Annotated in this window: 11 protein-coding genes and 1 pseudogene; 9 read left to right on the forward strand and 3 right to left on the reverse strand. The window is 72.2% G+C overall.

Annotated elements, in window-relative coordinates:
* Positions 1-136 precede the first annotated feature (136 nt).
* Positions 137-673 (reverse strand): HNH endonuclease, encoded by a 537-nt coding sequence (locus AAC944_RS13715; protein WP_030614925.1) that lies wholly within the window; start codon positions 671-673, stop codon positions 137-139.
* A 265-nt stretch (positions 674-938) separates the two neighbouring features.
* Between AAC944_RS13715 and AAC944_RS13720 the strand changes: the two genes are divergently transcribed.
* Positions 939-2003, forward strand: a complete 1065-nt coding sequence (locus AAC944_RS13720; RefSeq protein ID WP_030614929.1) for a mechanosensitive ion channel family protein — start codon at positions 939-941, stop codon at positions 2001-2003.
* 26 nt (positions 2004-2029) lie between these two features.
* Here AAC944_RS13720 and AAC944_RS13725 read toward each other — a convergent pair whose 3' ends face one another.
* Complete coding sequence (locus AAC944_RS13725; protein WP_051871763.1) at positions 2030-2269, reverse strand: DUF397 domain-containing protein; 240 nt, start codon at positions 2267-2269, stop codon at positions 2030-2032.
* Positions 2270-2828: 559 nt separating this feature from the next.
* Between AAC944_RS13725 and AAC944_RS13730 the strand changes: the two are divergent.
* From AAC944_RS13730 to AAC944_RS13755, 6 genes and pseudogenes are all read left to right on the forward strand, one after another.
* A pseudogene (locus AAC944_RS13730) lies at positions 2829-4027 on the forward strand (ROK family transcriptional regulator).
* 76 nt (positions 4028-4103) lie between these two features.
* A complete protein-coding gene (locus AAC944_RS13735; protein ID WP_051871764.1) occupies positions 4104-5441 on the forward strand; it encodes an ABC transporter substrate-binding protein in 1338 nt (445 codons plus the stop codon).
* Between the two features lie 11 nt (positions 5442-5452).
* Positions 5453-6406: a carbohydrate ABC transporter permease gene (locus AAC944_RS13740; RefSeq protein ID WP_030614940.1), complete on the forward strand. Its 954-nt coding sequence runs from the start codon at positions 5453-5455 to the stop codon at positions 6404-6406.
* A gap of 3 nt (positions 6407-6409) precedes the next feature.
* Positions 6410-7312, forward strand: a complete 903-nt coding sequence (locus AAC944_RS13745) for a carbohydrate ABC transporter permease (RefSeq protein ID WP_030614942.1) — start codon at positions 6410-6412, stop codon at positions 7310-7312.
* 16 nt (positions 7313-7328) lie between these two features.
* Positions 7329-8582, forward strand: a complete 1254-nt coding sequence (locus AAC944_RS13750) for a 6-phospho-beta-glucosidase (protein WP_037772243.1) — start codon at positions 7329-7331, stop codon at positions 8580-8582.
* A complete protein-coding gene (locus AAC944_RS13755) occupies positions 8573-9580 on the forward strand; it encodes an N-acetylglucosamine kinase (protein ID WP_368397180.1) in 1008 nt (335 codons plus the stop codon). The genes AAC944_RS13750 and AAC944_RS13755 overlap by 10 nt, the downstream gene beginning before the upstream one ends.
* Before the next feature lie 156 nt (positions 9581-9736).
* On the opposite strand, the gene AAC944_RS13760 is transcribed toward AAC944_RS13755, so the two are convergent.
* Positions 9737-10423, reverse strand: a complete 687-nt coding sequence (locus AAC944_RS13760) for a FadR/GntR family transcriptional regulator (protein ID WP_030614948.1) — start codon at positions 10421-10423, stop codon at positions 9737-9739.
* 344 nt (positions 10424-10767) lie between these two features.
* Between AAC944_RS13760 and AAC944_RS13765 the strand changes: the two genes are divergently transcribed.
* Entirely contained in the window at positions 10768-12210 is a 1443-nt protein-coding gene (locus tag AAC944_RS13765; RefSeq protein ID WP_030614951.1) for a GlnX family signal transduction membrane protein, read from the forward strand.
* A gap of 29 nt (positions 12211-12239) precedes the next feature.
* Complete coding sequence (locus AAC944_RS13770; RefSeq protein ID WP_368397181.1) at positions 12240-13217, forward strand: glutamate ABC transporter substrate-binding protein; 978 nt, start codon at positions 12240-12242, stop codon at positions 13215-13217.
* Positions 13218-13254 lie beyond the last annotated feature (37 nt).

Here is a 13254-nt window from a genome sequence, read left to right on the forward strand (position 1 = left end):
GTCGCGCAGTTCCCCGCGCCCTTGGAGGGGCGCGGGGAACTGCGCGAGCAACCAGCGCGGCGGGGCACCCGGCCGACGGCCGGAAGCCCCACGGCGGGACGCCGGCCCGCGCCCCGGGAACGCGAATGGCCCGTATCTACGCGGAAACCGCGTCGATCCGGGCCATCGCATCATCCGCGCCGTACGGCTGCAGATATGGCAGCCAGCGCGGGTCCCTATGCCCGGTGCCGATGATCCGCCAGGCGAGCCCGGACGGCGGCGCGGGCTGATGCCGCAGCCGCCACCCGATCTCGGCGACGTGCCGGTCGGCCTTGACGTGGTTGCAGCGGCGGCAGGCGGCCACCACGTTCTCCCAGGTGTGCTGCCCCCCGCGGCTGCGCGGGATCACGTGGTCGACGCTGGTTGCGACGCCACCGCAGTACATGCACCGGCCGCCGTCACGCGCGAACAGCGCACGGCGGGTCAGGGGAACGGGACCGCGAAAAGGCACCCGCACGAACCGCTTGAGACGGACCACGCTGGGCGCGGGCATCGCGCGGGTCGCGCTGTGCATCAGGGCGCCGGAATCCTCAAGGCTGACGGCCTTCTCATTGAGGACGAGGATGAGCGCGCGGCGGAGCGGTACGACGCCGAGCGGCTCGTACGACGCATTGAGGACCAGGACATGCGGCACGGGTGCCTCCTTGTACGCCGGCGGCGCGTGGCTCGCGCCGGGACGATCTCCCCACAGTGTCCCCCGGTGCCTGGTCGGAGCGCCACCATGACCAGGTAACGGGTCGGAGGTGTTTTCGACCACACCCCTTTTCTGCCCAGCAAATCGGGCCGCGCTACTCGAACAGCGGCGCTGACTGCCCGCGTTGCCCCGTTAGTGTGGTTGGTCTGCCCGATGTGCGGCGCGCGCCGCCCGGGTCTGCTGTCCCATACGGAAGGTCCTTGCTGTGTACTGGTCCGCTACTCCGGTCGCCGCCCCGGCGCCGGACCCGTCCTCCATATCCGAGGCCACGGAGAAGGCCACCGACGCGGCCGGCTGGGTGCAGGAGAACTGGCAGAGCTGGCTCGACGCCGGACTGCGCATCATCCTCATCGTCGTCATCGCAGTGGTCCTGCGGTCGCTGGTGCGCCGTACGATCACCAAGTTCGTCGAGCGGATGAACCGCTCGACGACGGGCGCCCGCAACAACCCGCTCGGCGGCCTGCTCGTGAACGCCGAGCGCCGCCGTCAGCGCTCCGAGGCCATCGGTTCGGTGCTCCGCAGCGTCGCGTCCTTCGTGATCCTGGGCACGGCCGCCCTCACGGTCCTCTCCGTGCTCCGGATCAACCTCGCCCCGCTGCTGGCCAGCGCCGGTGTCGCGGGCGTCGCGATCGGCTTCGGCGCGCGCAACCTCGTCACGGACTTCCTCTCCGGCGTCTTCATGATCCTTGAGGACCAGTACGGCGTCGGCGACACCATCGACGCGGGCGTCGCCTCCGGTGAGGTCATCGAGGTCGGCCTGCGGGTCACGAAGCTGCGCGGCGCCGACGGCGAGATCTGGTACGTCCGCAACGGCGAGGTCAAGCGGATCGGCAACCTCAGCCAGGGCTGGGCGACGGCCACCGTCGACGTGCAGGTGCGCGCGACCGAGGACCTGGACCGGGTGCGGGAGATCCTCACCGAGGCGGGCGAGGAGATGGCCAAGTCCGAGCCCTGGAACGAGCGCCTGTGGGAGCCTGTCGAGGTCCTCGGCTTGAGCGAGGTGCTCCTCGACACCATGACGATCACCGTCTCCGCCAAGACGATGCCCGGCAAGTCCTTCGCCGTCGAACGCGAGCTGCGCTGGCGCATCAAGAAGGCCCTGGACGCGGCCGGCATCCGCATCGTCGGCAACGAACCGCTGCCGGCGGAGGACGGCGAAGCCGCCGACCCGACAGCCTCCGTCGCCGCCCCGTCCGCTTTCGCGAACCCCCTCTCCCCCCAGTCGATGGCCAGCAACCCGGTCACGCCCCCGCCGAACCTGAACAAGTAACCAGCTCTGACGCGCCTCGGCCCGCCCTACCCTTGCCGGGAGGGCGGGCCGACGCACATGCCCTGGTCGGCCGACCGCGCGACGAACGCCCGCCACGCTTCCGCGCCGCACACCAGCACCGGACCGTCCGGCCGCTTGCTGTCCCGTACCGGAACAACGCCCGGGAACCCGTCAGCGACCTCGACGCACTCACCGCCCTGCGTGTTGCTGTAACTGGACCTGCGCCAGGCGGCGGCGCTGACGTCGGGCCGGTAGGCGTGCGTCATGGTAGGCGTCCTCCAGGACGGTGCGGATGGGGTCTGCCGATACATCGGGCGGCAACGCATGAGCCTGAAACTGTGCGAATGCCAGGCCGTATTCGCGCACCGTGGCGCCCTCGCGCCGCTCCTGCGGATCGCCCTTCCGCCGTACGCACAGGAGCGCATCCGGTGACCGGTGCGCCGCAGTACGGCCGGGACGCCGTCGTGGGGCGCCGGCCCCGGAGTGCTCGCTCCGTGCCCCGGGTGCGGGCCGAACTCCGCAGGGCGCCGGCCGGGTGGGGCCTGTACGCGCTGGAGGATCGGGCGGCTCTCGTCCTCACCGAGCTGCTGACCAACGCCGTCCGCCATGCGCGCGCACCGCGCGGGGTTCCGCCCCGCGCCGCGGGCCCGGCAAGGCTGTGTGGGCGGAACTTCTCAGGTGAGTCAGGTGCGCGTCAGGTACGCGTCGGGTCCGAGTCAGGTGCGAACCATTGACGGTTCAAGGAGGGGGACTTACCTTCCTGGGAGTTGATTGGAAAGTTTCCTAACAGATCAGCTTGCGGGCGGATCGGCGGTGGTGAGCGGGATGAGCGCAACGGGCGGGACGCCGGGGACTCCCCGGGTGTTGCGGGCGATGAACGACCGGGCCGCGCTGGAACTGCTCGTGTCGCACGGGCCGTTGACGCGTACGCAGATCGGCGAGCTGACCGGGCTGTCCAAGCCCACCGCCTCGCAGCTGCTGGGGCGGCTGGCGGCGGCCGGGCTGGTGCGGACGACGGGGAACGTGACCGGTCGGCCGGGACCCAGCGCGCAGCTGTACGAGGTGAATCCGGCGGCGGCGTACGTCGCCGCGCTGTCGGTCGATCCGGCCGGGGTGACCGCCGTCGTCGCGGACATCGCCGGGCGCACCGTGGGGGAACAGCGGGTCGCCGCGGGCGCGGTGGACGACGGTGGCGACGAGGGCCACGGGGGCGACGGCGCCACCGCCCGACTGGTCACGGCCGCCGTGGACGGGGCGCTGGAGAAGGGGGGCTGGACCGGGGCGCGCTGCACCGGGTCGTCATCGGGACGCCGGGCGCGCTCGACCCGCGTACCGGTGAGCTGCGGTACGCGCCGCATCTGCCCGGCTGGCACTCGCGGGCGCTGCTCGGCGAGTTGGGGGACGCGCTGGGCGCCCCGGTCGTGATCGAGAACGATGTGAATCTCGCGGCGCTGGCCGAGCAGCACGACGGGTCGGCGCAGGACCACGACGACTTCGTGCTGGTGTGGGTCGACGAGGGGGTCGGCGCCGCGATCGTCCTCGGGGGCACGCTGCTGCGCGGGGCGACCGGCGGGGCCGGGGAGATCGGGTACATGCCGCTGCCCGGCGCTCCCCTGGCGCGTGGCGGCCCGGACGCGGCGGCCGCGCCGGACGCGGGCGGCGGTTTCCAGAGTCTGGTGGGGCAGCCCGCGGTCCTCGGGATCGCCCGTGACCGGGGGCTGGACCCGGCCGGTGTCACCGAGGCGCTCGCGGACCAGGGCGTCGTGGACGAGGTGGCGCGCCGGCTGGCGACCGGGCTCGCGGCGGTCGTCGCGGTGGTCGATCCCGAGCTGGTGGTGCTGTCCGGCGTCGTCGCGCAGGCGGGCGGTGAGCGGCTGCGGGTACGGGTCGAGGAGGAGCTGACCGGGCTGGCGCTCCCCCGTCCGCAGCTGCGGATCAGCGACATCGAGGGCGACCCGATCCTGACGGGCGCGCTGCGGACGGCCCTCGTGCAGGCGCGGGACGCCGTTTTCGACACGGCCTGAGCGGACGTCGTACGCGGCGGCTCCGCCCACACGGCCTGAGTACCGTCCCCCACCCCCACCCAGAGAAGGGCCTGTCATGATCACACCAAGCCGCGCCGTGCGCGGCACCGCGGCGGCCCTCGCGCTGCTGCTGGCCGCCGGCTGCGCCAACCCCGGTACCGGCAGCAACCGGGACGACCCGACGAAGCCGGTCACGCTGAAGTTCTGGCACGGCTGGTCGGCGCCGGGCGAGGTGAAGGCGATCGACGAGTCGATCCGCCGCTTCGAGGAGCTGCACCCCAACATCCATGTCGTGGCGACCGGGAACGTCTCCGACGAGACCACCAATCAGGCGCTGCGGGCCGGGGGTGAGGGCGCCCCGGACGTGGTGTCGTCCTTCACGACCAACAATGTGGGGCAGTACTGCGATTCGGGGATGTGGGCGGACCTCGATCCGTTCATGGAGAAGAGCGGGCTGGACAAGCACAAGGTCTTTCCCGAGACGCTCCTCGAATACAGCAGTTACGAGGGGAAGCAGTGTGCGCTGCCGCTGCTCGCCGACGCGTACGGGATGTACTACAACAAGGACGCGTTCGCGGAGGCCGGTATTTCGCGGCCGCCGCGGACCATGTCGGAGCTGGTACGGGACGCGAAGAAGCTGACGGAGAAGAACGGGCGCGGCGGGCTCGAACGGGTCGGGTTCATGCCCAACTTCCGGATGTACCAGAACAGTCCGGACCGGCTCCTCGCGCAGTGGGGGCCGACGTACTTCGACGGCGAGGGCAATTCCCGGCTGGCGAAGGAGAAGACGGTACCGGAATTCTTCCGGACGACCGGTGAACTGATGAAGGCGCAGGGTGGTTACGCCGCGCTGGAGAAGTTCCGTACGACGTTCGGCGACGAGATGTCGTCCCAGAACGCCTTTCTCACCGGGAAGGTCGCGATGCACCTGGACGGTGAGTGGCGGGGGCTGATGCTGGACGAGGCCAAGGCGGAGTTCCGGTGGGGCACCGCGCCGCTGCCGGTGCCGGACGACCGGCCCGAGACGTACGGCCGCGGCTTTCTGACCGGGACGGTCGCGGGGATCGCGCACAGCAGCCGGCACCAGAACGCGGCGTGGGAGCTGGTGAGATTCCTGACCGCGGACACGAAGCAGGTGGTGCGGTTCGCCAATGCCATTCACAACGTGCCGTCGACGAAGGCCGCGCTGGAATCGCCCGCGCTGGACGCCGACAGGTCGTTCCGTACGTTCCTCGACATCGCGCGTCATCCGTACAGCACGGCGCTGCCGCCGTCCACGAACGGCGGGCAGTACGTGGTCTCGCTGCGGGACTTCGCCTACAAGGTGGAGGCGGGGAAAGTGCCCGACCTGCATGCCGGACTGCGCGAACTCGATGCCCAGATAGACGCCGACACCCTCCAGTCCAGGAGCTGAGGACGTATCCCATGGCTCTCTCCCACGCGCCCGCACTCCGGCGCAAGCACCGCCGTGCCCGGCTCCGTACGCTCGGATTCCTCTCGCCGTGGCTGGTCGGCTTCTCGGTCTTCTTCGCGTATCCGCTGATCGCGACCGGCTATTTCTCCTTCATGCACTACAACCAGATCAAGGAGCCGACTTTCGTCGGGCTGCGGAACTGGACGTACGTGCTGACGCAGATGCCGCTCTTCGGGCCCGCGCTGTGGAACACGCTGTGGCTCGTCGTCGTCATGGTCGCGCTGCGGGTGGTCTTCGGGCTGGGCATCGGCCTGCTGGTCACGAAGGTCAAGACCGGTGCCGGGCTGTTCCGTACGGCGTTCTACGTGCCGTACCTGGCCCCGCCGGTCGCCGCGACCGTCGCCTTCGTCTTCCTGCTCAGCCCCGGCAGCGGGCCCGTCAACGAGATCCTGTCGGCGGTCGGCATCGACTCGCCGCCGACCTGGTTCAACGATCCGGCGTGGGCCAAGCCGTCGCTGGTGATGCTGTCCCTGTGGGGCATCGGCGACCTGATGGTCATCTTCATGGCCGCGCTGCTGGACGTGCCGAAGGAGCAGTACGAGGCGGCGGAGCTGGACGGGGCCGGTGCGTGGGCGCGGTTCCGGTACGTCACCTGGCCGTCGATCACCCCGATCGTGATGTTCGCGGTGGTGACCGGGGTCGTGCAGACGATGCAGTACTACACGCAGGCGCTGGTCGCGGGGAAGCTCGCCTCGGGTGTCTCCGTCGGTCCCGGGACCGTCATCCAGCCCGGCTATCCGGACCATTCCACGCTCACGGTGCCGCAGCTCGTCTACTCGCTCGGCTTCCAGAACTTCAACACCGGTGCCGCGTGCGTGCTCTCGCTCGTGCTCTTCGCGATCGCGATGGCCGTCACCACGTTGCTGATGCGTAAGCGCACCGGCCTGCTCTCGGCGGAGGACTGACCGATGACCACCACGACCCTGAGAGCGGCGGCGGACGTCCGTACCGGGAGCGGCGGCGGCCCGGCCGTCCGGGCGGTACGGCGCAAACGGGTGCTGCACTGGATAGCGATGCACTCCCTCGCGGTCGCCGCGGCACTCTTCTTCGTCCTGCCTTTCGTCTTCGTCTTCCTGACCTCGGTGATGAGCGACGGGCAGGCGATGAGCGGGGAGCTGTGGCCGCGCGCCTGGCACTGGGAGAACTACGCGCAGGTCTTCCGCACCCCCGGCTTCCTGGACTGGTGGCGCAACTCGCTGACGTACGCGGTGCTGGGCACGGTCCTCACGGTGTGCTCGTCCGTGCCGGTCGCGTACGCGCTGGCCAAGTTCCGCTTCCGGGGGCGGCGTACCGCGATGCTGCTGGTGATCTCGACGATGATGCTGCCGCCGCAGGTCGTCGTGGTCCCGATGTACCTGGTGTGGGCCCAGCAGTTCCAGCTGTCCGGCTCACTGTGGCCGCTGATCATCCCGATGGCGTTCGGGGACGCGTACTCCATCTTCCTGCTGCGGCAGTTCCTGCTGACGATCCCGAAGGAGTACCTGGAGTCGGCGCGGGTGGACGGCTGCGGCGAACTGCGGACGCTGCTGCGGATCGTCGTGCCGATGGCGAAGCCGGGGATCGCCGCGGTCGCCCTCTTCCAGTTCTTCTACTGCTGGAACGACTACTTCGGGCCACAGATCTACGCCGCGCAGAACCCGGGCGCCTGGACGCTGTCCTACGGACTGGAGACGTTCAAGAGCGCGCACATGGTCGACTGGAACCTCACCATGGCGGCGACGCTGCTGGTCATGGCTCCGGTGATCGTCGTTTTCCTCTTCGCACAGAAGGCCTTCGTCGAAGGCGTCACTCTCACAGGGGTCAAGGGCTGAAGCACTCATGACAGGTATCAAGCTTGCGGTGGTCGGCGGCGGGTCGACCTACACCCCCGAACTCATCGACGGTTTCGCGCGGTTGCGGGACGTGCTGCCGGTGGCCGAGCTGGTCCTGATCGATCCGGCCGCTGACCGGCTGGAGCTGGTGGGCGGGCTGGCCCGGCGGATCTTCGCCCGGCAGGGCCACCCGGGCCGGATCAGCTGGACGGACGATCTGGACGCCGGGGTGGACGGTGCCGACGCGGTCCTGCTCCAGCTGCGCATCGGCGGGCAGGCGGCCCGCAACCAGGACGAGACGTGGCCGCTGGAGTGCGGCTGCGTGGGCCAGGAGACCACCGGAGCGGGCGGGCTCGCCAAGGCGCTGCGTACGGTGCCGGTGGTGCTGGACATCGCGGAGCGGGTACGGCGGCGGAACCCGGACGCCTGGATCGTGGACTTCACCAACCCGGTCGGCATCGTGACGCGGGCGCTGCTCACCGCCGGGCACAAGGCCGTCGGGCTGTGCAACGTGGCGATCGGCTTCCAGCGGAAGTTCGCCCGGCTGCTGGACGTGGCGCCGGAGGACGTCCAGCTCGAACACGTCGGGCTGAACCACCTCACCTGGGAGCGCGCTGTCCGCGTCGGCGGCGAGGACGTACTGCCGAAGCTGATCGCCGAGCACGGCGACGCGATCGCCGCCGATCTGCACATGCCGCGCGCGCTGGTCGAGCGGCTGGGCACGGTCCCCTCGTACTACCTGCGCTACTACTACCAGCACGACGAGGTCGTACGGGAGCTGCGCACGAAGCCGTCGCGGGCCGCCGAGGTCGCGGCCATGGAGAAGGAACTGCTGCGGATGTACGGCGACCCGGCGCTGGACGAGAAGCCGGAGCTGCTGGGCAAGCGGGGCGGCGCCTACTACTCGGAGGCGGCCGTCGCGCTCACCTCCTCGTTGCTCCGTGACACCGGCGACGTACAGGTGGTGAACGCGCTGAACAACGGGACGCTGCCGTTCCTGCCGGACGACGCGGTGATCGAGGTGCCGGCCACGGTGGGCGCCCGGGGCGCGGTGCCGGTACCGGTACGCCCGCTGGAGCCGCTGTACGCAGGACTGGTCGCGCACGTCACGGCGTACGAGCACCTGGCACTGGAAGCGGCCCTGAAGGGCGGCCGGGACCGGGTCTTCGACGCGCTGCTCGCGCACCCGCTCATCGGCCAGATCGAGTACGCGGAGCGGCTCACCGACGAGCTGCTCGCCCACAACCGGGAGCACCTGGCGTGGGCCTGAGCGGGAACGGGGCCGGGCGGCCCGCCGTGCTGGCGGTCGACGCCGGGAACAGCAAGACCGACGTGGCGGTGGTCGGCGCCGACGGCGGCGTGCTGAGCGCCGTACGCGGCGGCGGGTTCCAGCCGCCCGCGGTGGGCGCAGCGCGGGCCGTGGCGGGGCTCGCCGCGCTCGTCGACGAGGCGCTGCGGCGCGCGGGCACCGGCCGGGTCGGGCACCTGTCCGCCTGTCTGGCCAACGCCGACCTGCCGGTCGAGGAGGAGCGGCTGACCGAGCTGCTGACGGCGCGCGGCCGGTCGGACACGGTGACCGTCGCCAACGACACCTTCGCGCTGCTGCGGGCCGGGCTCCCGGACGGCGGCCCGCACACCGGCGTCGCGGTGGTCTGCGGGGCCGGGATCAACTGCTCGGGTCTCGGCCCTGACGGCCGTACCGCGCGCTTCCCCGCCATCGGGCGCATCTCCGGCGACTGGGGCGGCGGCGGGCACCTCGCCGAGGAGGCGCTGTGGTGGGCGGCGCGGGCCGACGACGGACGGGGCGCGCCGAGCGCCCTCGCGGAGCGGCTGCCCGCCCACTTCGGGCTGCCGGCGATGCCGCAGCTCATCGAGGCGCTGCATCTGGGGGACGTGCCTGCCGTGCGCCGCCATGAGCTGGTGCCGGTGCTGTTCGCGGTGGCCGCCGAGGGGGACGAGGTGGCCCGCGCGGTCGTCGCGCGGCAGGCCGAGGAGATCGTCCTCATGGCCACGGTCGCGCTGCGCCGCCTGGACCTGCTCGCCGAGCCGGTGCCGGTGGTGCTCGGCGGCGGGGTGCTGGCGGCCCGCCACCCGGTCCTGCACGAGGCGGTGGTCGCGCTGCTCGCCGAACGCGCCCCGAAGGCCGTGCCGGAGGTGGTCACCGCTCCCCCGGTCCTGGGCGCCGCCCTGCTGGCACTGGACACCACGGGCGCACCGGCATCCGCGTACGCCCGGCTCCGCGCGCACTACGCGACGGCCGGGCCCTAGGGTCGTTCGTTCGGACCAGGCCGGATCAGGGAGCGGGGTCCGGGGCCGTGCATCGCAAGGCGGCGGCGGGCGTCATGGCGGAGCCATGGCAACCGGCGACAACGCGGCGAGGTGCGGTGCCAGGGCCCGCGAGCCCGGCATGATCCGAAAGAGGCCCTAGTCGTCCAGCGGCAGTGCCAGGTCCCGTACGTGCCCGGCGAGGAGCTTCACGGCGGCGTCCACCGCGGCTGCCTGGTCCCGCTCCCGGATCGCCTCCACGAGGAGGTGGTGCGGGTCGGTGGGGGCCGCCGTCGCGGTGTCCAGGCAGGCGGCGCGGCGCAGCTCCGCACGCAGGGCCGTGCTCAGCGAGCGGTAGATGTCGGCCAGCACGGGATTGGCGCTCGCCTCGGCGACCAGGACGTGGAAGTCGGCGTCGGCGGCGGTGAACGCCTCGTCCTCGTGGGCCGCGAGCGCCGCCCGGCGCCGGGCCAGCGCGGCCTCGATCGCGGCGAGCTGGGCGTCCGTGCGGTGTCGCGCCGCCTGCCGCGCCGCGATCACGTCCAGCCCCTGGCGGACCTGCGTGACGTGCGTCAGCTCGGCGCGCTCCAGACGGCGGCGGAGCGCCACCGCGCTGTCGTCGTCGGAGACGACGAACGTGCCGTCGCCCTGCCGCGTCTCCAGCAGCCCCGCGTGCACCAGGGCGCGGATCGCCTCCCGTACGGAGGCCCGGCTCACCTGGAGCGTTTCGGACAGCGCACTTTCGGGCGGAATGCGGCTGCCCACCGGCCAGATCCCCGTAAGGATCTGCTCCCGGATCTCGTCGGTCGCGGTCTCCACCAGCGACACCCTGCGCACCGTCCGCACGCCGTCCCTCCCTCCGCCGGCCTCGTGCCCCGGCGCCGTCCGCCGCCGGCCGCCCGCCGTTCCACAGGTCACCTGACGTCAGGCAACTCTAGTCAGGACCGGCGCCGGCGGCTGCCCATGGCGGGAACCGAACGCCGTGCGCACGCGTCAAGAGGTGCACCGGAAGAGGCAACGGGGGCCGGAGGTACGGGGCCGGGCCGCCGGGCCCGGACGAGATCGCGATCCGAACAAGATCCAGGCAATACCGGTGTGGTGACCGGCCCCTGCGGCCATACTGCTGGCCGTGCACCCCTGTCCGTGACGCGGGCCGCGGGAGCACGGCAAGCGACCGAGGGGGAGGTTCCGTGTCATACCCGCCGACCGGCAGCGCGGCACCGCCCGCGCCCCCGCCGGCCCCGGAGCCGGACACCGCCGCCACGCCGCCCGCGGCGCCCCCGACGCCGTCCGGCGAGCGCGCCGTATGGGTCGAAGGGCTGCGCCGGCTGCGCGCCGCCGCGACCACCGAGCCGGGCCGGCTCCGCATCATCGGTGCCGTACTGGCCGCGCTGGTCGTCCTGTTCGGCGCGCTCACCGCGTGGCAGGTGACGGATCGTTCGGCCGCGGCCCGCGACGTCATGGAGAGCAGCCAGCCGCTGAGCCGGGACGCGGCCGGCATCTACGGTTCGCTGGCGGACGCCGACACCACGGCGGCCGGCGGCTTCCTGGCGGGCGACCGGGAGAGCGCGGCGTCCCGCAAGCGCTACGCCGACGACATCGCCACCGCCGCGAAGCTGCTGGTCCGGGCCTCCGCCAACTCCCAGGGCTCGGCGACGGCCCGCGCGGAGATCGAGCGGCTGAACGACGCCCTGCCGCGGTACACGGGCCTGGTGGAGACGGCGCGGATGTACAACCGCCAGGGCCTGCCGGTGGGCGGCGCCTACCTCCAGTACGCCAACAGCCAGATGCGCGGCACGCTGCTGCCGGCGGCCCACCGGCTCTACGCCACCGAGACCGGCCGGCTCGACGCCGACCACGCCGACGCCACCGCCTGGCCCTGGGCCGCCCTGGCCTCCGGGGTGCTGGCCATCGGCGCGCTCGGCTGGGCGCAGCGCCGCAACTACCTGCGGACGAACCGGGTGTTCAACCACGGCCTGCTGATCGCCACGGCCGCTTCCACGGTCATGCTGCTGTGGACGCTGGCCGGGCACGCCCTGGCCCGCGCGGGCCTCGACGACTCCATCGAGCACGGCGCCAGGTCGATTCAGGTGCTGAACGAGGCGCGCATCGCGACGCTCCAGGCGCGCGGCGACGAGAACCTGACGCTGGTGGCGCGCGGCGGCAGGACCACCACCGGCCAGCGGGACTACTACGAGGTCGAGTACGCAGCGGGCATGCGGACCCTGGCGGGCGCCGGGAAGGGCGCCGACGCGCCGGCCGGCGGCAAGCTGCGGGAGGCGCTGGCCCTGGCGGACGACGAGGCGGGCCGCGCGCCGGTGCGGGAGGCGCTGAAGAACGTACGGGAGTGGCAGTCCCGGCACGGCGCGGCCCGCGCGGACGACGACCGCGGCGACTACGAGGGCGCGCTGTCGAAGGTGATCGGCACGGACCGGCCCACGAAGGAGTCCTTCGACAAGGTGGACGCGGCGCTGAAGAAGGCACTGCGGCACGAGCAGACCGAGTTCCGGGACGCGGCGCGCGACGGCCGGCGCGCGCTGGCCGGACTGGCCGGGGGCGCCGCCGTACTGGCCGTGCTGGCCGCCGCCGGCGCCGTGCTGGGCATCGGCCGCAGGCTGTCGGAGTACCGGTGACGAGGGCGGGGGCGCTCATGCGCGCGCGAATGGCGGATCTCCGGTCGGCGCTGGCTCCGGTGGCCGCCGGCATGGGCGTGATGGCGGCGGCCGCCGCGGTGCTGGTGCCGGTGCTCAGCGGCGGGCCCGCCGTGCCGTCCGCGCCGCACGTGCCGGCGCCGCCCCGTACCGCGGCGGCCGAGCCCGCCGCCACGGGCTGCACGAAGGAGAACGAGGCGGAGAGCCTGCGCCCCTCCTCGAAGGACGGCGACGCGGTGAAGCGGATCAAGAAGGCGGGCGTCCTGGTCGTCGGCGTCGACCAGAACAGCTACCGCTGGGGCTACCGCGACCGGGACAACCCCAGGAACCTCGTCGGCTTCGACATCGACCTGGTGAAGGCCATCGCCGAGGACATCCTCGGGCCGGACCCGCACATCGTGTACCGCGCCATCCCCACCAACCAGCGCATCGCTGCCGTACGGCAGCGCAAGGTGGACATGGTCGTCCGCACCATGACGATCAACTGCGAGCGCAAGCGGCAGGTCGCCTTCTCCACCGCCTACTTCACGGCGGGCCAGCAGGTGCTCGCGCCCAAGAGGTCGTCGATCGACGCGTTCGACGACTCGCTGCGGGGAAAGAAGATCTGCACGGCGAAGGGATCAACGGGCGAGCAGGAACTGGACGGTGAGGACCACGGCGCGACGGTCATGACCGTGCCGAACCAGCTCGACTGCCTGGTACGGCTCCAGCTGGGCGAGGCCGACGCCGTCGTGACGGACAGCGCGCTGGCCGCCGGGCAGGCCGCGCAGGACCCGACCGTCGAGCTCAAGGGCGAGCCGTTCAGCACCGACCTGTACGGCGTGGCGATGAACAAGGAGGACGAGGACCTGGTGCGGCGGGTGAACAAGGTGCTGGAGGAGTACCGCGAAGGCGGCGCCGACAGCCCCTGGACGACCGCGTACAAGAAGTGGCTCAAGGCCGACCTGCCGGGCGTCCCCGGCCCGCCGACCCCGCAGTACAGCGACTGACCGGCCCGGCCGGGCGCCCGCTCCCGGCCGTCCGCAG

The sequence above is a fragment of the Streptomyces sclerotialus genome (assembly GCF_040907265.1).
Taxonomy (GTDB): Bacteria; Actinomycetota; Actinomycetes; order Streptomycetales; family Streptomycetaceae; genus Streptomyces; species Streptomyces sclerotialus.

Excerpts from the sequence above, each read along its gene's own strand:
- AAC944_RS13745 (WP_030614942.1), top strand. The coding sequence starts at position 6,410 with ATGACCACCACGACCCTGAGAGCGGCGGCGGACGTCCGTACCGGGAGC.
- AAC944_RS13740 (WP_030614940.1), top strand. The coding sequence starts at position 5,453 with ATGGCTCTCTCCCACGCGCCCGCACTCCGGCGCAAGCACCGCCGTGCC.
- AAC944_RS13735 (WP_051871764.1), top strand. The coding sequence starts at position 4,104 with ATGATCACACCAAGCCGCGCCGTGCGCGGCACCGCGGCGGCCCTCGCG.
- AAC944_RS13725 (WP_051871763.1), bottom strand. The coding sequence starts at position 2,269 with ATGACGCACGCCTACCGGCCCGACGTCAGCGCCGCCGCCTGGCGCAGG.
- AAC944_RS13770 (WP_368397181.1), top strand. The coding sequence starts at position 12,240 with ATGGCGGATCTCCGGTCGGCGCTGGCTCCGGTGGCCGCCGGCATGGGC.